The organism is Ekhidna sp., from assembly GCF_965221965.1.
Lineage (GTDB): Bacteria > Bacteroidota > Bacteroidia > Cytophagales > Cyclobacteriaceae > Ekhidna.
Genome location: NZ_OZ244926.1, coordinates 3,247,169 through 3,269,375 on the forward strand (window position 1 = coordinate 3,247,169; position 22,207 = coordinate 3,269,375).

Consider the following 22,207-nt stretch of genomic DNA (forward strand, 5'->3'; position numbering starts at 1 on the left):
GTTTATGAATGGAGCGCAAAAGTAAGGCGAATAGTTCAAAAACTTAACCGGAATAGGTTATTCGGTGACGGTTAAAAAAGCCTGAGCAATTCCATGTGAGATTGAATGGTGTAATCAGCCAGGGATTTCTTTCTGCCCGAGGGATCATAAAAAATGGTTTTCATTCCGAACTCTCGTGCACCATGAATATCGGTTCGGGGGTTATCCCCAATCATGATGCTATCGTTTCTCTTTGCGCCTGCTTCGCTCAAAGAATACTCAAAAATCTCCGGGCTGGGCTTCCTGGAGTTTGCACACTCAGACGTAACCATTACCTTAAAGAACTTAGCTATGCCAGAGCTGCTTAGCTTTCGGTTTTGAGCATCTAAAAATCCATTCGTAATGATGTGAAGGTCATACTTTTTGTCAAGATAGTTGAGTGCTGTTATTGCGTCTGCCATCAAATAAGGTTTCATCGAGCAATTACTTAGAAAGTACGCTGATGCCATTTTGGACTTTGCCACTTCGATCCCTGAGGTAAGGAAGACTTCATTGAATCGCTCGGTTTTGATGTATTCCCTGTCAATGAGCCCATCATTATACTTGACCCAAAGCTTATCATTAACCTCATAAAAGGTATCGACAAACTTCTTCTTAGAGAGACCAGACTTTGCCAGCTCCAGATTCACAAAAATTTCCAGTAATGTTTCCTGTGCGCTTCGATCATAATCCCATAAGGTGTGGTCCAGATCGAAGAAAATATGCTTAATTCCCTTCACCTATTGTACTTTTTCGCCTCTATCTTGTTTTTGGCCAACGCCAGATTTGCATTCATTGTTTTATAGACCTCCAAATCTTTTCGTAAGATGGGATCTTTACTGAGAAACTCAAATATCTGACTGACCATATCGTACCCTTCCTCTTTGATACTGTAGAAGACCCACTGGTCATATTTTCTGAACGTGACCAAACCAGCATTTCTCAGGTACGTTATATGACGGGAGGTCTTAGTTTGTGTAAAGTCCAAAATCGCTTCGAGATCAGAGATACAAAGCTCTTCCTGTCGGTAGAGTAAGTGTAAAATACGGGTACGAGACTCATCCGAAAATGACTTGAAAATCTGGGTGCCAAAAGTCAGATTGAAATTTTTGAGCCTCATTTTTTCACTACTTTTACCGAAGTTAAACTTTTATTGGCTAAAACTCTTTTATTAGACAAAGGAACTTGATTTGAGATACATACTGATATTTACGTTTTTTGTTTTTTCAATTTCTCAGGCATCTGCCCAGGATCAAAATAAAAAAGTGATCCAGTTCACTGGTGTGGTTTTCGGAGCTGATAGCACAACTGTAGTGCCCGGAACTCACGTGTATATTCCCAAATCAGGGAGAGGAACAACCACCAACCCTTACGGTTTCTTTTCCCTGCCTGTTTTAGAAGGAGACAGTGTCATTTTCAGTTCAGTCGGATATAAAAGAGCTTACTTCATTGTGCCAAAGCACGAAAAGGAATCCAGTTTGCGTGTCATTATTGCCCTTCAGGATGATATTACATTTCTTGAGGAAGTGGAAATTCGTCCATATCCAACAGAAAGCATGTTTAAAGAAGCGCTAATCACAATGGAGCTACCCAATCAAAAGGAGTATGCAAACATTTATCAGTGGTTAAATGCGCAGTATATGTCCGATGCATATCTTGAAATACCTGCCTCTCCAAATGCTAATCATCAGTATTACATGCAATTGCAGCGGCAGTCATACATCAATCGATATTCTCCTCCCCAAAATCAACTGTTAAATCCTTTCGCCTGGGCGAATTTTATCAATTCACTCAAGCGAAAGAAATAACATAATTACCTAGCTATTGGATTGAAGATCCTGAGCTACCTCTTGTACTTTGCTCCAAACACGGAAGGTATTTTTATAGCAAATTTTTTCAATATCCTCAGGCGTATATCCTCTTTTCAGAAGCTCCTTTATCAGGTTAGGATAGGTAGAGACATCCTTCAGGCCCTTTGGTAAGCTGTCACCAACACCGTCATAATCTGATCCTAATCCAACATAATCCACGCCTACTAAACTTACTACATGATCGATGTGATCTGCAACTTTCTGAACGTCCTCATAGACATCATTGTCAAGTGCATATTGCTTTGCATATGCTTTGTAGATAGAGTCTTCCGGTGACAGGCTGTTCTCCGCTCGGTAATTGGTGAGATCTTCACGCATCTTCTCAAACTTATCCTGTGATTCCTGCGAAAGGAAGCTCGATCCAAAGTTGATGTGAATCACACCTCCATTTACAGCCATTGCTTTAATCAGTGTATCAGGCATGTTTCGCTCCCATCCCGGAGTAAATTTTCTACAAGATGAGTGTGAAGCAATGACCGGTGCATTTGTTAATCTAAGTGCATCAAAAGCCGCACTATCTGTCACGTGAGAAATATCCACCATGATTCCCCATTTGTTCATCTCGGCAATTACCTGCTCTCCAAATGGGCTCACACCATTCCACGTGTAGGTGGTATCATAAGACGAATCACTGATTTGATTGTCTTTTGAGTGGGTCAGGGTGATATATCTGATTCCCCGATCATAGAAATACTTCACGTTGTTAATATCGTCCTCAATAGGAGCTCCATTTTCCATTCCCATAGGCAATGCGATCAGTCCTTGCTCAAAAGCAACTTGAACATCAGCAGGTGAGTCTGCCAGGGCAAATTTTGCAGGGAAGGTCTCAGGTAATCTTGAAACCATATCTATCAACGAATCCGCAAAAGCTTTGGCACCTCCGGTTTCCTGATATCTAGATGGGACGTATATCGACATGAATGGAGCATCCAGTCCTCCTCTTTTTGCTTTCGGATAGTCGAAGTTTCCGGTAGTTTCTACCGAAACATCCTCAACAGTTTTGGTGATCATGAAACCTTTGACATTCATTCGGTAAGGCAAATCCACATGACCATCAACAATAATGTAAGCATGAGCCAAAGAATCTGCAACCTCATCCAACTCAACATCAGACATAGTTGTATAGTTAATTTTCTCTTCTTTAGGAGCTGTACAGCTAAATATCAAGGCTGTGATTAGTAGTAATGAAAGTAGTTTTTTAAGTGAAAAATCCATATTATGTTTTCAAATTGATTGATTTTGACAAAAATACCTAAATGCTTCAACAACAATCCTGAACAACTAATGATTGTTGGTATTACAAATTTTTGATATTTTACAGGAAAATTTGATTGAATTAAGTACTTCTTATTTTAATTTGATTCGTTGGTTTTAATAAAAATGTAACATTTTTGTATAAGGAGTATTTCCTGATTTAATAAACAGACGCTATGACTGACCCTATTTCACCTGAACTACTAAATAATTGGAACACTTACGGAGGATATCTAGCCATGGCTGTGGCTGGCGTTGGAGTGTTGATTTTGCTGGGGCACTACCTTAAGCTTCTAGCAACAGGCGATTACAAGACACGATATGACTACATCAACATGCATGAGATTAACATGCTGTGGAATGGAGCATTGCTTATCATCATCGGTGGTACGCTTTATTTCAATACCATTTTTGGTGAGTCTACCTGGTTGTGGTTCTTTGTAAGGCTTTTCATGAGTTCAATGTTTGCGGTAATCCTTGGAGTGATTATTCAAAACGTTCTGAAGTTCTACTATCCGTTTTTCATTGAAAAGCGTCTTAAGAAATTGAGATTCACACCAAGAACTTCCCCTGATGGAAGAAAAATGAAGCTTTTGAGTGAAGAGGAAGAGGATGTTTATCTGGATGAAGGCATGCAGGCAGAGGAAGATGCATTCTCAGTAGACTATGATGTGTGGATTGATGAAGAATCAGGATTCACTAAGATTGAGAAGTATAATGGTAGACTACACGCACTGCAATGCAACAACTGTAACTACCAAACTTTGAAGGTGGAGAGAGAAGAAGTGATCCAAACTGCCTCTGAAACAGAAGAAGGCGAGCTAATGAAATATTATGCTTGCGGATACTGTGGGCATAAGGAAAGAAAGTCCTTCAAAATCGCGAAGCTTAAAGCAGGCGAGGCTACCGCATAAGAAATTCAATAACCGAATAGAAATTGAACCCCAACAGTAGTTGGGGTTTTTTATTGTCTAAAGCTTAATGCAGACATTTTGTGGTTCAGAGAAGAATCGAAGCGCATCATTTCCACCTTCCCTGCCAATTCCCGAATCTTTCATTCCACCAAAAGGGGTTCTTAAGTCTCTTACCAGCCAGCAATTGACCCAGATAATTCCAGATTGAACCGCATGGGAGACACGGTGAGCTTGTTTCAGATTTGAGGTCCAAATGGTACATGAAAGCCCATATCTTGTTGAATTTGCAATACGGATGGCGTCTTCTTCTCCTTTGAAGGGATTCAGTGTTACTACAGGTCCGAAAATCTCCTCCTGATTGGTTCGGCAATTTTCATCAAGTCCTTCAATGACGGTCGGCTCATAATAAAACCCTTCACGATCAATTCTTCTACCTCCAGATAAAATAGTGCCGCCCTCCTCCCGGGCAAGTTTGACGTAAGAATCCACTTTATCCAAATGATCAGAAGATACCAGTGCGCCCATCGTCGATTTGGGATCCATAGGGTCACCAACCACTATTTTTTTACACTCTGCCAGAAATCGCTTTTTGAATTCATCATAGATTGACTCTTCTATCAGTATTCTTGAACCACACAAACAAATTTCCCCTTGATTGGTAAAAGAGCTTTTCACACTGGTCTTCACTGCCTCATCCAAATCACAATCTGCGAAAATGATATTCGGGTTTTTTCCCCCCAACTCCAAAGAAACTTTCTTGAATTGTTGTGCCGCAGTGGCTCCTACAATTTTTCCGGTTGTTGTACCACCGGTGAAAGAAATTGCCTTAGTGGCTTCATGCTCTACAATGGCCTGACCAATACCTTTTCCTTCTCCATGGAGAATGTTGAGTACGCCCGGCGGCATCCCTGCTTCATTGGCAAGCTTGCCCAATAAAAAAGCAGTCATTGGAGTAAGTTCAGAAGGTTTTGCAATCACACAATTTCCCATAGCCAATGCAGGAGCAATTTTCCACGAAAAAAGGTAGAGCGGCAGGTTCCAAGGAGAAATACACCCCACAATACCAATCGGGGCTCTGCGTGTATAGTTTACCATGAATCCTTCTGACACTTGCGCCTCAGAGGAAAAGTTCACAATTGCGGAGGCATAGAACCTGAAGTTCGTACTCGCTCTAGGGATATCAACTGCTTTCGCCAACCAAAGTGGCTTTCCATTGTCACGGCTTTCCATCAACGCATAATCGTCCAGGTTTTTTTCAATCAGATCAGCGAGGGTATGCATGATCTTACTGCGCTTATCTACTGACATAGTACTCCAAACCGGGAATGCTTCCTTAGCAGCCTCAACGGCCTGGTCTAAATCTTCTTTAGTTGAATTTGGTATCTGTGCAAACACCTTTCCTGTTCCAGGCTCAATATCGTCAATGTATTTACCCTGAATTGGATCCACATATTCGCCATTGATGAAATTCTGTATCTTCTGCATTTGATTAAATTGATCCGGTGCGGCCACCGTCTATTCTTAAACTCGTTCCATTGATGTATGCACCACTATTACTGCAAAGTAGGCCTGCATATGCTGCAATCTCTTCCGGCTCACCAAAACGGCCCGCAGGAATGGTATTTTTCATGTCTTCCTCTACTTCGAGCTCGGACTTACCCAGTTTCTTTGACCTTCCTGCTACCAGGCTTTCTATTCGAGCCGTATTGATAAACCCCGGTAAAATATTATTCACAGTAATCCCATAACCCCCCAACTCATTCGCCAGCGTTTTTGCCCATGAAGCCATCGCTCCACGAACGGTATTGCTCACTCCCAATCCAGCTATGGGTACTTTCACAGAAGTAGATATGATATTCACGATTCTTCCAAATTGTGCTTCCTTCATGCCTTCCAGAACCTTTTGAACCAGGGTGTGACTTACGTGTAAATGCCTTTTCATCGCCCTATCAAAATCGGAAAGACTTGCGTCAGCTAAAGCGCCGGGTGCAGGCCCTCCTGAGTTATTTATCAGGATTTGATACGGTGCTTTTGCCAGTCCTACATCAATTGCATTTTTAACCGCCTCCAGATCATCAAAATCAGCAACCAGGTAGTCATGATCTCCCGGAGATAGTTGATCCAAGGCTTTTTTCAATGAATCTTCATTTCTCGCAAAGAGTGTGACATTGGCACCCATGCCACTCAATTCCTTTGCAATCGCCAGTCCCATTCCCTGTGAACTACCACAAACTAAAGCTCTTCGTCCTTTCAGGTCTAAATCCATAAATTTTTTCTAACTTTTCTTCAAAAATAAACATCTCTGACATGGCGATAAAAAGACCCTTTAACCTTCATAAATGGATAGAAGAAAACCGGGATTTATTAAAACCCCCGGTAGGTAATAAAAATCTCTATGCGGATGCTGGAGATTACATTGTAATGATTGTGGGCGGACCCAATGCCCGAAAGGACTATCATTATAACGAAACAGAGGAGCTTTTCTATCAGCTAGAAGGTGACATTGAGGTTACCATTCAGGAGGATGGAAAAGCTGTAAAAATTCCAATCAGAGAGGGTGAAATGTATCTTCACCCTGCTAAGGTCCCTCATTCACCGGCACGACCCGCCAATACGGTTGGATTGGTGATCGAACGGAAAAGAGAGCCGGAGCACAAGGACGGCCTGCTATGGTATTGTGATAACTGCAATAACAAGCTTCACGATACCTATTTTCATCTTACCAATATTGAAAAAGATTTTCTTCCAAGATTTCGGGAGTTTTTCAATTCTGAAGAGTTAAGAACTTGCGATAATTGCGGTGAAATCATGGAAACGGATCCACGATTCACTGACTAACTAAACGTTTTGAAGGAAGAGCATCTAAAAAAAGCCAGTCAACTAGACGCAAATGATCAGCTAGCGAAATTCCGATCAGAATTTCATATTCCTCAGAAAGATGGAAAAGACTGCATCTACCTGTGTGGAAATTCATTGGGGCTTCAGCCTAAGAGAACCTCAGAATATGTAAATGAAGAACTCAAAAACTGGCAGGAAAAAGGCGTAGAAGGTCACTTCACTGGTAACAAGCCTTGGGTGAGCTATCACCAAAATGCGAAAGCTTCATTGGCTAAAATTGTAGGAGCGAATGAACATGAAGTTGTGGCAATGAACAACCTGACCACAAACCTCCATTTGGCCATGGCTTCCTTCTACCGACCAAATGGAAAGAGAACAAAGATTTTAATCGAGAAAGGAGCGTTTCCATCAGATTTTTATGCGGTTCATTCTCGGATAGAGGTCAGTGGTTATGATCCGAAGACGAATCTGATAGAACTGGATTCTCCTGATAAGTCTAATTACCTGAGCACAGAAGAAATTATTCAAAAAATCAATGAGCTGGGTGATGAATTAGCTCTTGTCATGTTCCCCGGTGTTCAATATTACACAGGGCAGTTCTTTGATATTAAAAAAATTACTGAGGCAGCTCATAGCATAGGTGCGTATGCCGGTTTTGACCTGGCTCATGCTGTAGGAAATGTACCTCTCCACTTGCATGATCATCAAGCGGATTTTGCGGTTTGGTGTACCTATAAATATTTGAACTCAGGACCTGGTGGTGTGGGTGGACTATTCATCCATGAAAAGCATGGAAAAAACAAAAACATGCCACGACTATCAGGATGGTGGGGCCATGATGCCGAGGCTCGCTTCAAAATGAACAACCAGATTAACCCCATTCCAACGGTTGACGGATGGCAGCTAAGCAACGTAAATATTTTATCACATGCTTCTCACCTTGCCTCACTTTCTGTTTTTGATGAAGCGGGTATAGAAAATTTACGTGCAAAAAGCTTAGAGCTTACCAACTTGATGGAAAAGCTGGTTCTAAACTCTGAAGTGTTAAAAAATCAAATAAAAATTCTCACTCCGTCTAAACACGAAGAAAGAGGAGCACAGCTTTCCTTGTTCTTGATAAACCATGGTAAAAGCATTTTTAATTACCTGATTGAACATGGATGCATATTGGATTGGAGAGAGCCAAATGTGATCAGAGTGGCCCCAGTTCCATTGTATAATACATTCACTGATGTGGTGAATTTTGTTTCAATTTTAGAAGAAGCGATTTCCAATGAAGGATAAGATTAGTATTGTTGGAGCTGGCCTGGTTGGATCATTGCTGGCGGTAATTCTTAAGAAAAAAGGATTTGAAGTGCAGGTCTTTGAAAAAAGAAAAGATCCCAGGAAATCTGAAGTTGCCGAAGGTAGGTCAATCAACCTGGCATTGAGTCGAAGGGGCATTCTACCCCTTAAAATGGCTGGTGTTTTTGAAACGATAGAGCCATACCTCATCCCAATGAAAGGTCGTATGATGCACAACGAAGTGGGTGAGCTCACATTTCAACCGTACGGGAAGGAAGGCCAGTTCATTAATTCTGTTTCCAGAGCCCAGCTGAATGAGCTTTTGATAGAAAATGCAGAAAAAGCCGGTGTAGAGGTTCATTTTGATCATAAATGCACAGATGTTGATTTTGAGGATAACAGACTGCAATTTGAGAATGGAGAGTCTATTAAATGCGAGCTAATTGTCGGGACAGATGGTGCATTCTCTGCCATCAGAAAGAAGCTAGAGTTAACAGATCGTTTCAATTTTTCTCAGCACTACATTGAACATGGTTACAAGGAGCTCTGCATTGAACCCACGGATGGAGAGTTTCTCATGGAGCCTAATTACCTCCATATTTGGCCAAGAGGGAACTTTATGCTGATCGCCCTCCCTAATAATGACAAGACATTTACCTGTACGCTTTTCTTTCCTTTTGAAGGGAGTCCATCTTTTCAAGAATTAAACTCGAAAGAAGAGGTCAATGCTTTTTTTGATCAATACTTCAGTGATGCTAAAGCTTTAATTCCCGATTTAGCCGAGCAGTTTTTTAATAACCCTACCTCTTCATTGGTCACAACTAAGTGTGAGCCCTGGCATAAGAGTCGAACTATTCTGCTGGGGGACGCAGCTCATGCAATTGTTCCATTCTATGGTCAAGGGATGAACTCCGGTTTTGAAGATGTGCGACTATTTGTAGAAATGGCTGAAGAAATGAACTGGGAATGGGAAAAGGTGCTACCGAAATACTCCTCATTCAGAAAGAAAGATGCTGATGCAATTTCTGAATTGGCTCTTCATAACTTTATTGAAATGCGTGATCATGTGGGCGATCCGGATTTCCTAAAGCGGAAAAAACTAGAAGCTCAAATACAAGAGCAATATCCTAGTGAATGGGTTCCACTTTATAGCATGGTTACATTTTCGGACCTTCCCTACTCAGAAGCTCTGCGTTTAGGAAAAATTCAGAAAAAAGTAATGGACGAATTTCTAGATCAGACAGCCGAAATAGACTTTAGTGCGATTATCGACCGATTTAATACTCTAAAGCAAGTCGACTAGAGAGAGAGTCAATTGTCCGCTGCTCGTCAGCAGAGATTCCATCAGCAGCATTGGCAAACAAATACATCGCCTCGTAGACAAATTCCCTTTCATCAGGATGCTCTTCCAGATAACTCTTAAGTGTATTGAGGAATTTTTTCTCCCACTTATCAATGTTTTCAAGAAGGTATCTGAATTCCGTTCTAAACAGTGTTTCTACCTTTTCTGCATTTGTATTAGGCTGCTGATCTAAATACAAAAGAGCAAGGCCTTTAGAAATATTAAGTACACCATCCCATTCCTCTTTATCAAGTTTACCATCACTCATGCAAACAAGAAGGGAGGGGTATATTTTTAATATGTAGGTGAACTGATCAATGCCAAGCTCAGACTTTCTTACTTTGTGATACTCTTCAAGTAATGTCTCGTGCTGATTTTTCATTATTAGGGTGACTTTTAAAGTGCCTAAAGATAGGCTGTTTCAATAGATACCCCATAAAAAATGAAAGTAACCATGCATTTTATCTTTGATTATCGACCTGCTATTGGGCTATGGCCTGAAGTTGGCTCTCCTGCTGCAATATTTCTTTGTAGTTCTGATAAATATCTAAAATACGATCGACATACTCCACAGGCTCTGATCCACGACAATATCCGTATTCTACAACAGGATCATTGAAGTATTTAGATCTTGATTTTTTTAGCAGAAACTCACTCACATCCTCCCAGCTCTTAACATTACCGCCATATTTTTCCGTTAATCTTACTGCATCTTGTAGATGTCCAAGTCCTACGTTATAAGACGCCAAGACAAATTTCATCCTCTCATTCTCATCCTCTATTTTTCTCATCCAGTAATTCTGTATCCACTCGAGATGTCTGGTTCCGGCATAAATATTTTCTACAGGGCCATATAGGTTCGTAACGCCATATTCCCTGCCTGTGCGCGGAAGAACCTGCATTAATCCTACAGCTCCTGCCCAGGACTCAGCATTCTCATCAAATTTAGATTCCCTAAAAATCTGGGCAGCCAACAACATCCAGTCCCATTCCAACTCTTCCGCCGCATTTTGAATCAAACTATCATAAGGTGAAATAGCACCTTTTCCCCTAATCGTTGAATATTTACTTCGAGACCTTCTTAAAGCAGATTTAGAGCTTTTGAAATACTTGTCGTAAATGACATAGTAATCTGTGGTCTTTCTCATTCTGACAATCCAGTCATTCAACTCACTCAATAGTTTGTTGGCGTTCTTACGGACCCCCCATGCAATCTGGGTAGAGAAGCTAACTGGTGTTTTTATGTCCAGGTTCGGATAATAGGTGGAGTTTACTAATGCAATGTCCTCCTCTGCTACCGTATAGTCTATCTTGCCCTCAGCTACTTGCTTTATAAGTTGCTCCGTTTCGGCATTCGTCTCACCCGGTACGATCAAAATGTCACCACCAATTTCTTCGGAAAGGTTTGCCATTCGATCATAGTAAGACGAATGTGGACGAACCACTACCTCCTTTCCAATCAATTCCACAGGGTTTCGAATTAACTGTGCCTCTATTTCATGAAGCTTCATCTGCCGCCAGTTGTCAGGTTTTCGTTGAATTAAAACCTGCCTTTGCAAATTATGGTAATGGGTAAATGCAATTCGCTTCTTTCGCTCCTTGGTTACCGTCAGATTATAAGCGAGAATGTCGCCCTCACCCGTATTTAGCTTATTAAATGCTTCTCCGAGGTTTTGAGTAATGTTGATGCGAAGTTGCAGGCCTTGTTCTTCACAAAACATCTTGAGCAACTCATACTCATATCCCATGGTTTTGCCTTTGTAAACAAAAAGTCCGGTGGAACTATTGTCCATGATGGCTGTGATATAGCCACGCTCCTTGATCTTGTCCAAATCCAAATCCACAATAAATTCCTCTCTTTCCGGATAGTCATTGCTAGACTGGCTAGACGTGGATTGCTTGCAGGAAGCAAAAGTCAACATCAAAGCAAGATAAAGAGCGGCGGTCTTGAAATGAAGGTTCATATCATTTCTTAAAATACGAAAAATATCGCTAATGATAGTTCTGGTCAGGGTCTTATTCTTGTAATGTTTAGACTATTGACGTCTTATTTGCGACGAATTCGAATGCCGTCTTTTTTATCGCCTCAGCATCATATTCACACTCTCGATGGAGTTGCGGTTGCTCACCATGTTCGATTATTCTGTCAGGGATTCCTAATCTCTTAATTGAAGCATGGAAATCATTATCAGCCGCGAACTCAAGTATGGCCGAGCCGAATCCTCCCATCAGACAGCCATCTTCTACGGTTATGATGTAATTATGTCTTTCAAATATTTCATGGAGCATCTCCTCATCTAGCGGCTTTACAAATCGCATGTCATAAACAGATGGATTCAAGCCTTCATTCTTGAGATCCTGTGCTGCGTCCATTGCATAGTTTCCTACCTGTCCGATGGAAAGAATGGCTAAATCTTCTCCTTTGATCAGTCTTCTGCCCTTTCCAATTTCAATTTTCTCAAATGGAGTTCTCCACTCCGGCATTACTCCGGCACCTCTTGGGTATCTGATTGAAAACGGCCCATTGTGTTCGCTGGCTGTAAACATCAAATTTCTTAGTTCTGACTCGTTCATAGGTGCTGAAACCACCATATTTGGCACACATCTCATGTAGGCAATATCGTATGCTCCATGGTGTGTAGGACCATCAGCTCCTGCAACTCCTGCCCTGTCCATGCAAAAGATTACAGGTAAATTTTGAATACACACATCATGAATTACCTGATCGTAAGCTCGCTGCATGAATGTGCTATAGATGTTACAAAATGGAACCAAGCCCTGTGTAGCCAGACCCGCCGAAAAGGTTACTGCATGTTGTTCCGCTATACCTACATCGTAAGATCGATCCGGAAATGCCTCCATCATTATTTTCATGGAGGAACCTGATGGCATAGCTGGAGTGATGCCCACAATTTTCTCGTTTTTCTCAGCTAACTCTACTAACGTATGTCCAAAGACATCCTGGAACTTTGGAGGTTGAGGCGTATCGTACTTTTTCTTATTTATTGCACCGGTGATTTTATCAAAAGTGCCGGGTGCGTGCCACTTCGTCTGATCCTTCTCCGCAAGCTCGTATCCTTTCCCTTTTACCGTCAGACAGTGAAGAATTTTAGGCCCGGGAATTTTTTTCAAATCCTCCATCACATCTACCAGATGATTTACGTCGTGTCCATCGATTGGGCCAAAATAGCGAAGGTTTAAGGATTCAAATAGGTTGCTTTGCTTCAATAGCAAACTCTTCATAGAGTTTTCTACTTTGGCTGCTATCTCCTGAGCATTCGGGCCAAACTTGCTGATTTTACCTAAAATCTTCCAGATTTCATCTCTGAATTTATTGTAAGTCTGGCTAGTGGTGATATCCGTCAAATAATCCTTCAGAGCACCCACATTTGGGTCAATGGACATGCAATTGTCATTCAGGACAATTAAAAGATTGGAATTACTAACCCCTGCGTGATTCATTGCCTCAAATGCCAATCCACCAGTCATAGCACCATCACCTATTACAGCTATATGCTGTTTGTCATTTTCTTCCTTAAGCCTTGACGCCTCAGCCATCCCGAGAGCCGCAGAAATAGAGGTCGATGAATGACCCACACCGAATGTGTCGTATTCACTTTCGCTTCTTTTTGGAAAACCAGAGAGTCCTTTATATTTTCTATTGGTATGAAATGTTTCTTTCCGTCCTGTTAAGATTTTATGTCCATATGCCTGATGTCCTACATCCCAAACCAGCTGATCTTTGGGTGTATTAAAAACATAATGAAGGGCTACAGTTAATTCGGTAACACCAAGGCTAGCTCCAAAATGACCTCCATACACTGAAACATTGTCAATGATAAAATCACGAAGTTCCTGGCATACTTGGGTGAGTTGCCTTACATCCAGTTTTTTTAAATCCTCTGGTGAGTCGATTTTCGCTAAAAGTGGCCCTGGTTTAATCTCCATTACTTATACGTATTTCTTCCAAACGCTCAATGCTTTAGATTGTTTGAAAAAGACTGCTTTATCAAAAAGGCAGTCTGCAAAATTAAGCATTACACCGAAAGGTAAATTAATAGATGTGAAATTCCATATTGTCCGTAATTTTGGCTCGTGGCTACAGATCAAAAATTTGAGATAAAACTCCCGCTTTTCGAAGGACCTTTCGACTTGCTCCTCTTTTTCATAGAGCGAGACGAATTGGATATCTACGACATTCCCATTTCTAAAATCACGGATGATTTTCTTGAATACCTTGAGCATCTGGAAAAATTGAATGTGGAGATAGCAAGTGAATTTATTTTAGTTGCTGCCACTTTGATGCGTATAAAGGCGAAAATGTTACTCCCTCGTCCGGTCATGGATGAGGAAGGAAATGAAATTGATCCCCGGGAAGAACTAGTAAAACACCTGCTGGAGTACAAGAAGTACAAATCTGTTGTTGCTACACTTTCTAAAATGGAGGCCGATCGCCTTGACAGAGAAAAAAGAGGAAATCTTAAAAAAGAGATCCGACATCTTTCACAAACTATCAACGTAGAAGCCGAACTTCAAGACCTGGACCTTTACAAAATGATGAAGGTCTTTCAAAAAGTGATGAAACGGTACGAGTTTGAGCAAAACAAACCCGTCCACCAAGTGGTCCAATATCCCTACACGATAGAAAAGCAAAAGTCCAAGCTGATGGAGCGACTCGTATACGGAAAGAAGCTCTCATTTGCGGAGATGATAGAGGAAAAGCCGGATAAAATTTTGGTGATCTTCAACTTCCTTTCCATCCTGGAACTGCTTCAGCTGAAGCAAATTGTCATTTCTTTAGGCGAAGGATTTAATAACTTCTGGATCGAACGAAGAGATGAATCTGCCATGGCAGATGCTAAAAAATAAAAGCCCGCTAAGTTTCGCGGGCCTCTTGATTAAGAACTTAGAATTAAGCTTTTAAAATCTTTCAGTTGTAGAGAAGAAAAACCCTCCTTCAATAGCTGCATTCTCATCAGAATCTGATCCGTGGATGGCATTTGCTTCGATTGACTTAGCAAATAGCTTTCTAATGGTTCCCTCTGCTGCTTCTTCCGGATTTGTTGCTCCGATTAGTTTTCTGAAATCCTCAACAGCATTGTCCTTCTCTAAAAACATGGCAATAATGGGTCCTGAAGACATGTATGCTACCAAGTCATTGTAGAATGGTCGCTCTTTGTGCACTTCGTAAAACTGACCCGCACGCTCCGCTGACAGCTTTGTCAATTTTGCCGCTTCAATTCTAAACCCTGCTTCTTCAATTATTTTAATGATTGCTCCTGAATTGCCCGCAGCATAAGCGTCAGGCTTAATCATTGTAAAAGTCTTTTTTCCAGCCATTATTCGTTTTTTGTTTTTCGCTTCTAAAATCGCCGCAAAAATAAAGGAATCATAAAGAGTTTACTCAGCATTATTAGGTTTTATAAATGTTACTAATTTTGCCGTTCACATTTGCCCGTCTCGGGCATTTTTTTATGAAGGACACACAGGCGCTAAAGGACTTCTTACAATCCCCGAAAAAGATCGTCATTACCACCCATGCAAATCCGGATGCGGATGCATTGGGATCTTCTTTGGGTTTGCACCACTTTCTTGTGAGGCTGGGGCATAATGTTAGCACCATTGTACCAAACAGCTATCCTGATTTTCTGGAATGGATGCCAGGAAACCCTTTGGTGATCAATTACGAAAAATCAAAGGAATCCGCAGATAACATAATAGCTGAAGCTGAACTGCTATTTTGTCTCGACTATTCGGGGTTTGGCAGAATTAAAGACATGAAACAGGCTGCCGAAAATGTTGCAGCGAAAGTGGCTCTTGTGGACCACCATCTAAATCCTGAAATCACGCCAGACTTTAATTTCTGGAATGACAAGTCAGCTGCTACTGCGGAATTAATCTATGATCTAATCGTTGACTATAGTGGACGTGAAGTAATTGACAAAAATATCGCTGAGTGTCTCTATGCCGGCATTATGACGGATACAGGCTCATTTAAGCATCCTTCCACTACTTCCAAGGTTCATAGGATGGTGGCAGACCTTATTGATTTAGGTGCCGATGTAAATAAGGTGAGTCGACTAATCTATGATACCAACTCCCTTGAGAGATTGAGGTTTTTGGGTCATGCTTTGGCAGAAAAACTAAAAGTAGATGAACCTGCAAGAGTTGCCTATTTTGTAATTGGCGAAGAGGATTTTAAAGATTTCAGGCTCAAGCAGGGGGACACGGAAGGATTGGTTAATTATGCACTGTCAATTAAAGGAATAGTAGTTGCAGCTATCATAATCGAGAGAGAAAATGAAATAAAACTTTCATTCAGAAGCATAGGGGACTTTGCAGTTAATAAATTCGCGGAAGAGTACTTCGGTGGTGGCGGACATAAAAATGCCTCTGGTGGCATGTCAGAGCTATCACTTAATGAAACAGAAAAGAAATTCAAAGAATTAATAGAAAAAGACATTTTAAAAACGAAAATCAAATGAAGAAATTAGGATATATCATTTTAACATTGGTGCTTGCGGCGTGCGGATCCAACACATTCCAGACAGAAGCGGGAACCACAGTGACTTACCTTCAAAAGGGTGACGGGGAATCACCGGTAGACAGTTTGGTTTCCATGTTTAGAATCAAATACACCACCGAAGAGGGAGAAGTGATGATGGATGCTGATGAGCCTATGCCTCTAAAAATCGATCCAAACAATCAGATGGATCAAGGTGAGCTTTTCAATGTTTTAACTAAATTAAAAACAGGTGACAGTGTAGAATTCTCTCTCACAGCTTCGGAGCTATTTGAGAAGACCTTTAGGGCTCCACGTCCGGATTCCATCGCTGCGGATAGCAAAATTCAATTCCAGATTACGTATGTAGACCAATTGACCGAAGAGGGGTATTACGAAATGGTTGCCAAAAAAGCTGAAGAAGCTGCTGCAAAACAAATTGTTGTTGATAGCGAAATACTGGATAAATACCTGGCTGAAAATGGAATTGATGCTCAGAAAACAGAAAGTGGTCTCCGTTATGTGATCACAGAAGAAGGAAATGGAAATTTTGCAGAAAAAGGTGATACAGTATTAGTAGACTATATCGGCAAGGTGCTTGATGGTGATTACTTTGACACAAGCAACGAAGAGCTTGCAAGAGAAAAAGGCATTTACAATGAAAGAAGGGCTCAACAAATTGGATATGATCCTTTAGAGGTAGTCGTAGGTCAGGGGCGTGTTATTAAAGGCTGGGACGAAGGCCTTCTGCTTGTTCCAGAGGGTGGTAAAGCCACACTATATATTCCCAGTACCTTAGGATATGGCTCCAGAGGGTCCGGTCCAATAATTCAGCCTAACAGCATACTCGAATTTGACGTAGAAGTAGTAGAAATTAAGTAAGCCATTAAAACAATGAGAAAGGGATTATTATCGGTTTTAGTAGGTTTTATACTACTGGCCTGTGGAGATGGCAATGTGGTTATACCGGAGGATCCTCAAATACAGTTCGAAAAGGACAGTATTGAAATGATCGAATACCTCCTTATGAATGATTACAGTGAAGATGAGATTGGAAATACCACCAATGGCATTAGATATGTAATCCTTGACTCTGGCTCTATGACATCTATAGATGAAAGTGATTTCGTTGAGTTTAACTACATAGGCAAGACTTTAGGAGACACCATTTTTGATACGTCTATTCAGGAAATCGGGGACTCACTGAAAGCTCATTACGAGGAAAATCCTTTTGTTTTGGATAATGATACCATTGAAGTTTTTCAATTTACATCATACGACCCATTATTCATCACCTACTCTTCATCAGGATGGACTATCCCAACTGGTCAAGGAGGATATATCCCGGGGTTTGCTGAAGGAATGGCTGCCACCTTCAAGTATTTGAAAGTCGGAGGAAGGGTGCTTATTTTAATCCCCTCAGGGCGCGCATATGGAAGAAATGGATCTGGTGTATTTATCGGACCAAATACCCCAATCGCTTTTGAACTGAGACCAATAAAAGTAACTAAACAGTAATGCGAATTTGCTTTGCCTCGCATAATGCAAACAAGGTAAAGGAAATGAGCGATATCATGCCTGACGGCATCTCTCTTGTTGGGCTGGATGAATTAGGGGTCGCTGATGAAATCGCTGAAACAGGATCGTCTTTAGAGGAAAATGCTCAGATCAAAGCTTCTTATGTGTTTAAGAAGTTTAAAATGCCTGTTTTCGCTGATGATAGCGGTCTTTTAGTGCATTCCTTAAATGGAGAACCGGGTGTCTACTCCGCAAGGTATGCTGGTCCTGAAAAGGACGACAATAAGAACATGGACTTGCTATTGGAAAAACTCAGGAATCTTAGTGATCGATCAGCAGAGTTCCAGACAGTCATTTCATTCATTGATGAAGCAGGAAACAATCATTCTTTTACAGGAAGAATAGAGGGTGATATCATGAATGAGAAACGGGGGGCTAATGGTTTTGGATATGATCCGATTTTTCAGCCAAAAGGATATGACAAAACATTTGCAGAGCTTTCTACCGAGGTGAAGAATCGGATTTCACATAGGGCCAAGGCAGTGCAAAAGCTACTTGAATACCTTCATCAATCGAATGAATAAGCCAATAGTAGTAGGAATAACCGGTGGAAGTGGATCCGGCAAGACGCTCTTTATGAAAGAGCTCATGCAGCAAATCCCCTATGCTGCTTTACACTCAATGGACAACTACTATATTGAAAAAAGTCGTCAACCGAAAGACTCATCCGGGATTGAAAACTTTGATACCCCGGAATCAATCGATCAAAAGCTTTTTATAAGTGACCTTGAAAAACTTATCGCTGGGGAAAGCATTGAGCTTACTGAATACACCTACAACAACGATCGTGATAACCCCAACCCAAAGAAAATTACGGTCAAAAGCAGCTCAGTAATTCTGGTCGAAGGAATTTTTGTGTTTCATTTAAAAAAAGTCCGTGACCTACTTAATTTAAAACTTTATATAGAGGCTCCAGATTATTTAATGATGAAGCGCAGAATCATTAGAGATTCAAAAGAAAGAGGGTATGACCTTGATGACGTGCTCTATCGATACGAACACCACGTTACACCAGCGTATAGACAATATATTGAGCCTTCGAAGCATTATGCTGATTTGATCATTCCAAATCACCAAAATTTTGAAAAAGCACTTAAAGTAATAACTGCTTTTCTTAATCAGTGATTTTACTACATTTGCCCCACTTTGCTGAAAAAGAACTTCATATCGAATAAAATATTCCAAACAGTCTTTGGTTTGGTACTTGCACTTTTTGTCCTAACGCAAGCTGTGTATGTTCCTGAACAAAGTCACGATAAACAAGAGCAGAGCGATAGTGATCATGAAGATCAGGAGGTCCAGCAGCTATCAAAAACAGCAGCGGTACCAACATCTTCATTTCAAATAAATCTTGACTATCAATCGTACCTTCTTAATGAAGTATTCTTTCAGGATGAAGGCGAGGATAAGTCACCGTCGGTTGAATACATTCTTCCTTCAGCGCAAAAGGCACTGAAAATACTATTCAGGAATATTATTTCTCCGAATGCGCCCTGAAAAAGCCTCATTCAGGTAACCATTTCACACTTATTTTTTATTAAACAAACAGCTGTAACCACTACAGATCAAACTTATATTTTACCATGAAAAACAAAGGATTTATTGTTTTCTTAACGATACTGATCTCATTGCTCTGTATCTATTATTTGTCATTCACTTACATTTCTCAAAACATCCAAAAGGAAGCGACTGAAGTCACCGCCAGTGAAGATGGCTCAGTGGATGTAACAGAAAAACAGCGCTATCTGGACTCAATCTGGAATGAGCCCGTCTACAACCTTTTTGGAATCGATTATACCTATAAGGAAATTAAAGAGACCGAACTAAACCTCGGACTTGACCTTCAAGGTGGTATGCATGTCACCCTTGAGGTATCTCCAATCGACATAATCAAAGGTTTGAGTGGGAATAGTACTGACCCTGACTTCACAGCAGCGCTTGAGCAGGCTAAACAAAATGTACGAGGTACTCAACTCAACTTTGTGGATGAATTCTACAGCGAGTTTAAGGAAAGTGCTCCGGACAAGGAACTAGCTCAGATATTTGCTACTGCTGCCAACAGAGGTAGAATTAGCTTGCAAAGCACAGATGCTGAAATACTGGATATTATCGATACGGAAGTTGAAAGTGCGATTGATCGCTCATTTAACATCCTGAGAACACGTATTGATCGCTTTGGTACTTCTCAGCCAAATATTCAGCGCTTGCAGGGTACCGGGAGAATTCAAATAGAACTACCTGGAGTGGACAACCCACAAAGGGTAAGAAAACTTCTTCAGGGTGTTGCCAAGCTAGAATTTTGGGAAGTATATCAACAGCAGGAAGTTTCACAGGTTTTGATCTCAATCAATTCACTCATTGTTCAGGAAATGAAGAAGAACCCTTCTACAGCCTCTGAATCGGAAGAAGATCAACAAATGAAAGACGATATCACGGCATTGCTTAGTGGTGATGATGCAGACTCCCTTTCAACACAAGAAGGAGACTCTACCAAAAAAGAAGCGCTTGATTCGTTGATAAACACCAGACAATCTCCCTTATTTGATTTGCTTGTGAATGCACCTCAATACGGAGGGCTTATTTACAATGTAAAAGATACTGCTCAAATAAATCGAATCCTTGAAAGAGATGATGTGCAGGCGATCATCCCAGCGACCATGAAGTTCTTATGGGATGTACAGCCAAAAGATAAGGGTGACGATCTTACGGGCCCAGATCTGCTGGAATTATATCCAATTAAAACCAACAGAAACGGGAAAGCTTCACTTACAGGTGAAACGATCTCAACAGCAACAGCTTCCCTTAACGAGCGTGCTGAGCCGGAGGTGAGCATGCAAATGAATGCAAGCGGATCACGTACATGGGCAAAAATGACCCGTGAAAATGTAGGTGAGCGTATTGCCATTGTGCTTGACAATTATGTGTTCTCTGCACCATGGGTACGAGGCGAAATCCCTAACGGAAGTTCATCCATCTCTGGTGGATTTGAAACCATCGAACAAGCGAAAGATCTGGCAAACATCCTAAAAGCAGGTTCATTGCCAGCACCAACGACCATTGTAGAGGATGTAGTTGTTGGTCCGACATTGGGTAAAGTTGCTCAAGACCAGGGCTTGAACTCCATCATGGTAGGTTTGATTATCGTGATCATCTTCATGGTTGTTTACTACGCAAAAGGTGGATTGATAGCCAACCTCGCATTGTTCTTCAATGTATTCTTTATCATGGGAATTCTGGCCCAGTTTGGAACTTCCCTCACTCTTCCGGGTATAGCCGGCATCGTACTTACCATTGGTATGGCGATTGATGCAAACGTGCTAATCTTCGAAAGAATTAAAGAAGAGCTGAGAAATGGAGCAGGACTGAAAGCGGCAATCTCCTCGGGTTACTCCAAAGCCTACTGGTCTATTTTCGATGCGAATGTGACTACCTTAATTGTTGGATTCATTCTATTCACATTGGGTCAGGGCCCTGTCAAAGGTTTCGCCATCACTTTGATGATTGGTATCGTCTGCTCGTTCTTTAGTGCGGTTTTTATCACGAGAGTAATCGTAGAAGCATTTTCTAAGAAGGGTGATAATGCAAAGATTTCCTTTGCAAACGCGTTCTCTCGAAATGCATTAACAAACCTCAATTTTAATTTCCTCAGCAAGCGAAAACTGGCTTATACGTTTAGCAGTATTTTCATTGCGATCGGTATTGTGGCATTAATCACAAAAGGAATCACTTTAGGTGTGGATTTCAAAGGTGGCCGTTCTTACGTAATTACCTTTGATGAAGCTAAGAGTCCGACTGAAATAAAAACTTCTCTAAGTAATTATTTCGAAAATGCAGGGACTGAAGTGAAGACGTTCGGAGCTGATAATATCCTGAAAATCACTACTTCTTATAAAATTGATGATGAGAGTGATGAGGCAGATATGCAGGTGCGGAAAGAGTTGATCAACGGACTAGCTGAAACAACAGGGTTGACTTACATTGAGGATGGATCTCAATTAGCTGAAGGCAACTTTACTATTTCCAGTTCTTCCAAAGTAAGTGCAACCATTGCTGATGATATCAAGAACTCATCATATGAATCCGGAATCATCGCATTGATATGTATCTTCATTTACATTGTTTTCCGATTTAGGAAATGGCAGTTCGGACTAGGTGCTATCATTGCACTATTCCACGATACACTTTTTGTATTATCAGCTTTTGCAATTGCAAATGTTGCCGGTATCTCATTCGAGGCTGATCAGGTATTCGTGGCGGCTATTCTTACCATCATCGGTTATTCCATCAACGATACAGTGGTAGTGTTTGACCGTATCAGGGAAAATATGGGGATTAAATCCGGCTCTGAGTTAATTCCAGTTTTCAATGAGTCACTGAATAACACGGTGAGCAGAACGTTTATTACCTCCATCACTACTTTGATTGTGGTAATTGTTCTATTCCTATTCGGAGGAGCAGTACTTCAAGGTTTCTCCTTTGCATTGCTAGTAGGAATTATTGTGGGTACATACTCGTCGATTTTCATTGCAACACCTATCGTAATTGATTTGAATAAGAAGAAGAGCGAATAAAAGCTCAAATCAAATACTTAAGCCCCCATTTGTGA

22 protein-coding genes are annotated in these 22,207 nt (G+C 41.0%); 13 read left to right on the forward strand and 9 right to left on the reverse strand.

Going from position 1 to position 22,207, the window contains the following annotated elements; genetic code table 11:
- Positions 1-71: 71 nt before the first annotated feature.
- A complete protein-coding gene (locus tag ACOQON_RS15295) occupies positions 72-758 on the reverse strand; it encodes a YjjG family noncanonical pyrimidine nucleotidase (RefSeq protein ID WP_420576291.1) in 687 nt (228 codons plus the stop codon).
- Positions 755-1,138: an ArsR/SmtB family transcription factor gene (locus tag ACOQON_RS15300; protein ID WP_420576292.1), complete on the reverse strand. Its 384-nt coding sequence runs from the start codon at positions 1,136-1,138 to the stop codon at positions 755-757. The genes ACOQON_RS15295 and ACOQON_RS15300 overlap by 4 nt, the downstream gene beginning before the upstream one ends.
- 70 nt (positions 1,139-1,208) lie before the next feature.
- Here ACOQON_RS15300 and ACOQON_RS15305 point away from each other — a divergent pair, with 70 nt between their 5' ends.
- Positions 1,209-1,826 carry a carboxypeptidase-like regulatory domain-containing protein gene (locus ACOQON_RS15305; protein ID WP_420576293.1) on the forward strand — a complete coding sequence of 206 codons (618 nt, stop codon included), beginning with the start codon at positions 1,209-1,211 and terminating at the stop codon, positions 1,824-1,826.
- 9 nt (positions 1,827-1,835) lie between these two features.
- Here ACOQON_RS15305 and ACOQON_RS15310 read toward each other — a convergent pair whose 3' ends face one another.
- Positions 1,836-3,104 carry a dipeptidase gene (locus ACOQON_RS15310; protein ID WP_420576294.1) on the reverse strand — a complete coding sequence of 423 codons (1,269 nt, stop codon included), beginning with the start codon at positions 3,102-3,104 and terminating at the stop codon, positions 1,836-1,838.
- A 215-nt stretch (positions 3,105-3,319) separates the two neighbouring features.
- Between ACOQON_RS15310 and ACOQON_RS15315 the strand changes: the two genes are divergently transcribed.
- Entirely contained in the window at positions 3,320-4,057 is a 738-nt protein-coding gene (locus ACOQON_RS15315; protein ID WP_420576295.1) for a hypothetical protein, read from the forward strand.
- 57 nt (positions 4,058-4,114) lie between these two features.
- On the opposite strand, the gene ACOQON_RS15320 is transcribed toward ACOQON_RS15315, so the two are convergent.
- On the reverse strand, positions 4,115-5,542 hold the full coding sequence (locus ACOQON_RS15320; RefSeq protein ID WP_420576296.1) for an aldehyde dehydrogenase: 1,428 nt from the start codon (positions 5,540-5,542) through the stop codon (positions 4,115-4,117).
- A 4-nt stretch (positions 5,543-5,546) separates the two neighbouring features.
- Positions 5,547-6,323, reverse strand: a complete 777-nt coding sequence (locus ACOQON_RS15325) for an SDR family oxidoreductase (RefSeq protein WP_420576297.1) — start codon at positions 6,321-6,323, stop codon at positions 5,547-5,549.
- A 41-nt stretch (positions 6,324-6,364) separates the two neighbouring features.
- On the opposite strand from ACOQON_RS15325, the gene ACOQON_RS15330 reads away from it, so the two are divergent.
- From ACOQON_RS15330 to ACOQON_RS15340, 3 genes are read left to right on the forward strand one after another with little or no spacing between them, the layout of a single operon-like run.
- The gene (locus tag ACOQON_RS15330) at positions 6,365-6,895 is read left to right on the forward strand and encodes a 3-hydroxyanthranilate 3,4-dioxygenase (protein WP_420576298.1); all 531 of its coding nucleotides are present in this window, start codon (positions 6,365-6,367) and stop codon (positions 6,893-6,895) included.
- 9 nt (positions 6,896-6,904) lie between these two features.
- Positions 6,905-8,179, forward strand: a complete 1,275-nt coding sequence (gene kynU, locus ACOQON_RS15335; RefSeq protein ID WP_420576299.1) for a kynureninase — start codon at positions 6,905-6,907, stop codon at positions 8,177-8,179.
- Complete coding sequence (locus ACOQON_RS15340; protein WP_420576300.1) at positions 8,169-9,482, forward strand: FAD-dependent oxidoreductase; 1,314 nt, start codon at positions 8,169-8,171, stop codon at positions 9,480-9,482. Before kynU ends, ACOQON_RS15340 begins: the two co-directional genes overlap by 11 nt.
- On the opposite strand, the gene ACOQON_RS15345 is transcribed toward ACOQON_RS15340, so the two are convergent.
- The 3 genes from ACOQON_RS15345 to dxs form a co-directional block, all read right to left on the reverse strand.
- On the reverse strand, positions 9,457-9,903 hold the full coding sequence (locus ACOQON_RS15345) for a hypothetical protein (protein ID WP_420576301.1): 447 nt from the start codon (positions 9,901-9,903) through the stop codon (positions 9,457-9,459). The genes ACOQON_RS15340 and ACOQON_RS15345 overlap by 26 nt on opposite strands.
- Before the next feature lie 100 nt (positions 9,904-10,003).
- Complete coding sequence (locus ACOQON_RS15350) at positions 10,004-11,485, reverse strand: transporter substrate-binding domain-containing protein (protein ID WP_420576302.1); 1,482 nt, start codon at positions 11,483-11,485, stop codon at positions 10,004-10,006.
- A gap of 67 nt (positions 11,486-11,552) precedes the next feature.
- Positions 11,553-13,469 (reverse strand): 1-deoxy-D-xylulose-5-phosphate synthase, encoded by a 1,917-nt coding sequence (dxs, locus tag ACOQON_RS15355; RefSeq protein ID WP_420576303.1) that lies wholly within the window; start codon positions 13,467-13,469, stop codon positions 11,553-11,555.
- A gap of 147 nt (positions 13,470-13,616) precedes the next feature.
- On the opposite strand from dxs, the gene ACOQON_RS15360 reads away from it, so the two are divergent.
- Positions 13,617-14,390, forward strand: a complete 774-nt coding sequence (locus ACOQON_RS15360) for a segregation and condensation protein A (protein ID WP_420576304.1) — start codon at positions 13,617-13,619, stop codon at positions 14,388-14,390.
- A 51-nt stretch (positions 14,391-14,441) separates the two neighbouring features.
- Here the strand turns inward: ACOQON_RS15360 and ACOQON_RS15365 are convergent, their stop codons facing one another.
- Complete coding sequence (locus tag ACOQON_RS15365; RefSeq protein WP_420576305.1) at positions 14,442-14,861, reverse strand: nucleoside-diphosphate kinase; 420 nt, start codon at positions 14,859-14,861, stop codon at positions 14,442-14,444.
- 134 nt (positions 14,862-14,995) lie between these two features.
- Here ACOQON_RS15365 and ACOQON_RS15370 point away from each other — a divergent pair, with 134 nt between their 5' ends.
- The 7 genes from ACOQON_RS15370 to secDF all read left to right on the forward strand — a co-directional run bounded on the left by ACOQON_RS15370 (position 14,996) and on the right by secDF (position 22,172).
- Complete coding sequence (locus tag ACOQON_RS15370; protein ID WP_420576306.1) at positions 14,996-16,006, forward strand: DHH family phosphoesterase; 1,011 nt, start codon at positions 14,996-14,998, stop codon at positions 16,004-16,006.
- The gene (locus ACOQON_RS15375; RefSeq protein ID WP_420576307.1) at positions 16,003-16,905 is read left to right on the forward strand and encodes an FKBP-type peptidyl-prolyl cis-trans isomerase; all 903 of its coding nucleotides are present in this window, start codon (positions 16,003-16,005) and stop codon (positions 16,903-16,905) included. Before ACOQON_RS15370 ends, ACOQON_RS15375 begins: the two co-directional genes overlap by 4 nt.
- 12 nt (positions 16,906-16,917) lie before the next feature.
- Positions 16,918-17,541, forward strand: coding sequence for an FKBP-type peptidyl-prolyl cis-trans isomerase (locus ACOQON_RS15380; protein ID WP_420576308.1), 624 nt, complete (start codon positions 16,918-16,920; stop codon positions 17,539-17,541).
- 44 nt (positions 17,542-17,585) lie between these two features.
- Positions 17,586-18,125, forward strand: a complete 540-nt coding sequence (gene rdgB / locus ACOQON_RS15385; protein WP_420576309.1) for an RdgB/HAM1 family non-canonical purine NTP pyrophosphatase — start codon at positions 17,586-17,588, stop codon at positions 18,123-18,125.
- Positions 18,118-18,726 (forward strand): uridine kinase, encoded by a 609-nt coding sequence (gene udk / locus ACOQON_RS15390; protein WP_420576310.1) that lies wholly within the window; start codon positions 18,118-18,120, stop codon positions 18,724-18,726. Before rdgB ends, udk begins: the two co-directional genes overlap by 8 nt.
- 21 nt (positions 18,727-18,747) lie before the next feature.
- On the forward strand, positions 18,748-19,098 hold the full coding sequence (locus tag ACOQON_RS15395) for a hypothetical protein (RefSeq protein ID WP_420576311.1): 351 nt from the start codon (positions 18,748-18,750) through the stop codon (positions 19,096-19,098).
- 86 nt (positions 19,099-19,184) lie between these two features.
- Positions 19,185-22,172, forward strand: coding sequence for a protein translocase subunit SecDF (gene secDF / locus ACOQON_RS15400; protein ID WP_420576312.1), 2,988 nt, complete (start codon positions 19,185-19,187; stop codon positions 22,170-22,172).
- Positions 22,173-22,207 lie beyond the last annotated feature (35 nt).

What these genes read in the sequence shown, in the direction of transcription:
- ACOQON_RS15375 (WP_420576307.1), top strand. Translation starts at nt 16,003, where the DNA reads ATGAAGAAATTAGGATATATCATTTTAACATTGGTGCTTGCGGCGTGC.
- rdgB (WP_420576309.1), top strand. Translation starts at nt 17,586, where the DNA reads ATGAGCGATATCATGCCTGACGGCATCTCTCTTGTTGGGCTGGATGAA.
- ACOQON_RS15365 (WP_420576305.1), bottom strand. Translation starts at nt 14,861, where the DNA reads ATGGCTGGAAAAAAGACTTTTACAATGATTAAGCCTGACGCTTATGCT.
- udk (WP_420576310.1), top strand. Translation starts at nt 18,118, where the DNA reads ATGAATAAGCCAATAGTAGTAGGAATAACCGGTGGAAGTGGATCCGGC.
- ACOQON_RS15310 (WP_420576294.1), bottom strand. Translation starts at nt 3,104, where the DNA reads ATGGATTTTTCACTTAAAAAACTACTTTCATTACTACTAATCACAGCC.
- ACOQON_RS15315 (WP_420576295.1), top strand. Translation starts at nt 3,320, where the DNA reads ATGACTGACCCTATTTCACCTGAACTACTAAATAATTGGAACACTTAC.
- ACOQON_RS15370 (WP_420576306.1), top strand. Translation starts at nt 14,996, where the DNA reads ATGAAGGACACACAGGCGCTAAAGGACTTCTTACAATCCCCGAAAAAG.
- ACOQON_RS15380 (WP_420576308.1), top strand. Translation starts at nt 16,918, where the DNA reads ATGAGAAAGGGATTATTATCGGTTTTAGTAGGTTTTATACTACTGGCC.
- secDF (WP_420576312.1), top strand. Translation starts at nt 19,185, where the DNA reads ATGAAAAACAAAGGATTTATTGTTTTCTTAACGATACTGATCTCATTG.
- dxs (WP_420576303.1), bottom strand. Translation starts at nt 13,469, where the DNA reads ATGGAGATTAAACCAGGGCCACTTTTAGCGAAAATCGACTCACCAGAG.
- ACOQON_RS15320 (WP_420576296.1), bottom strand. Translation starts at nt 5,542, where the DNA reads ATGCAGAAGATACAGAATTTCATCAATGGCGAATATGTGGATCCAATT.
- ACOQON_RS15325 (WP_420576297.1), bottom strand. Translation starts at nt 6,323, where the DNA reads ATGGATTTAGACCTGAAAGGACGAAGAGCTTTAGTTTGTGGTAGTTCA.
- ACOQON_RS15345 (WP_420576301.1), bottom strand. Translation starts at nt 9,903, where the DNA reads ATGAAAAATCAGCACGAGACATTACTTGAAGAGTATCACAAAGTAAGA.
- ACOQON_RS15300 (WP_420576292.1), bottom strand. Translation starts at nt 1,138, where the DNA reads ATGAGGCTCAAAAATTTCAATCTGACTTTTGGCACCCAGATTTTCAAG.
- ACOQON_RS15350 (WP_420576302.1), bottom strand. Translation starts at nt 11,485, where the DNA reads ATGAACCTTCATTTCAAGACCGCCGCTCTTTATCTTGCTTTGATGTTG.
- ACOQON_RS15330 (WP_420576298.1), top strand. Translation starts at nt 6,365, where the DNA reads ATGGCGATAAAAAGACCCTTTAACCTTCATAAATGGATAGAAGAAAAC.
- ACOQON_RS15340 (WP_420576300.1), top strand. Translation starts at nt 8,169, where the DNA reads ATGAAGGATAAGATTAGTATTGTTGGAGCTGGCCTGGTTGGATCATTG.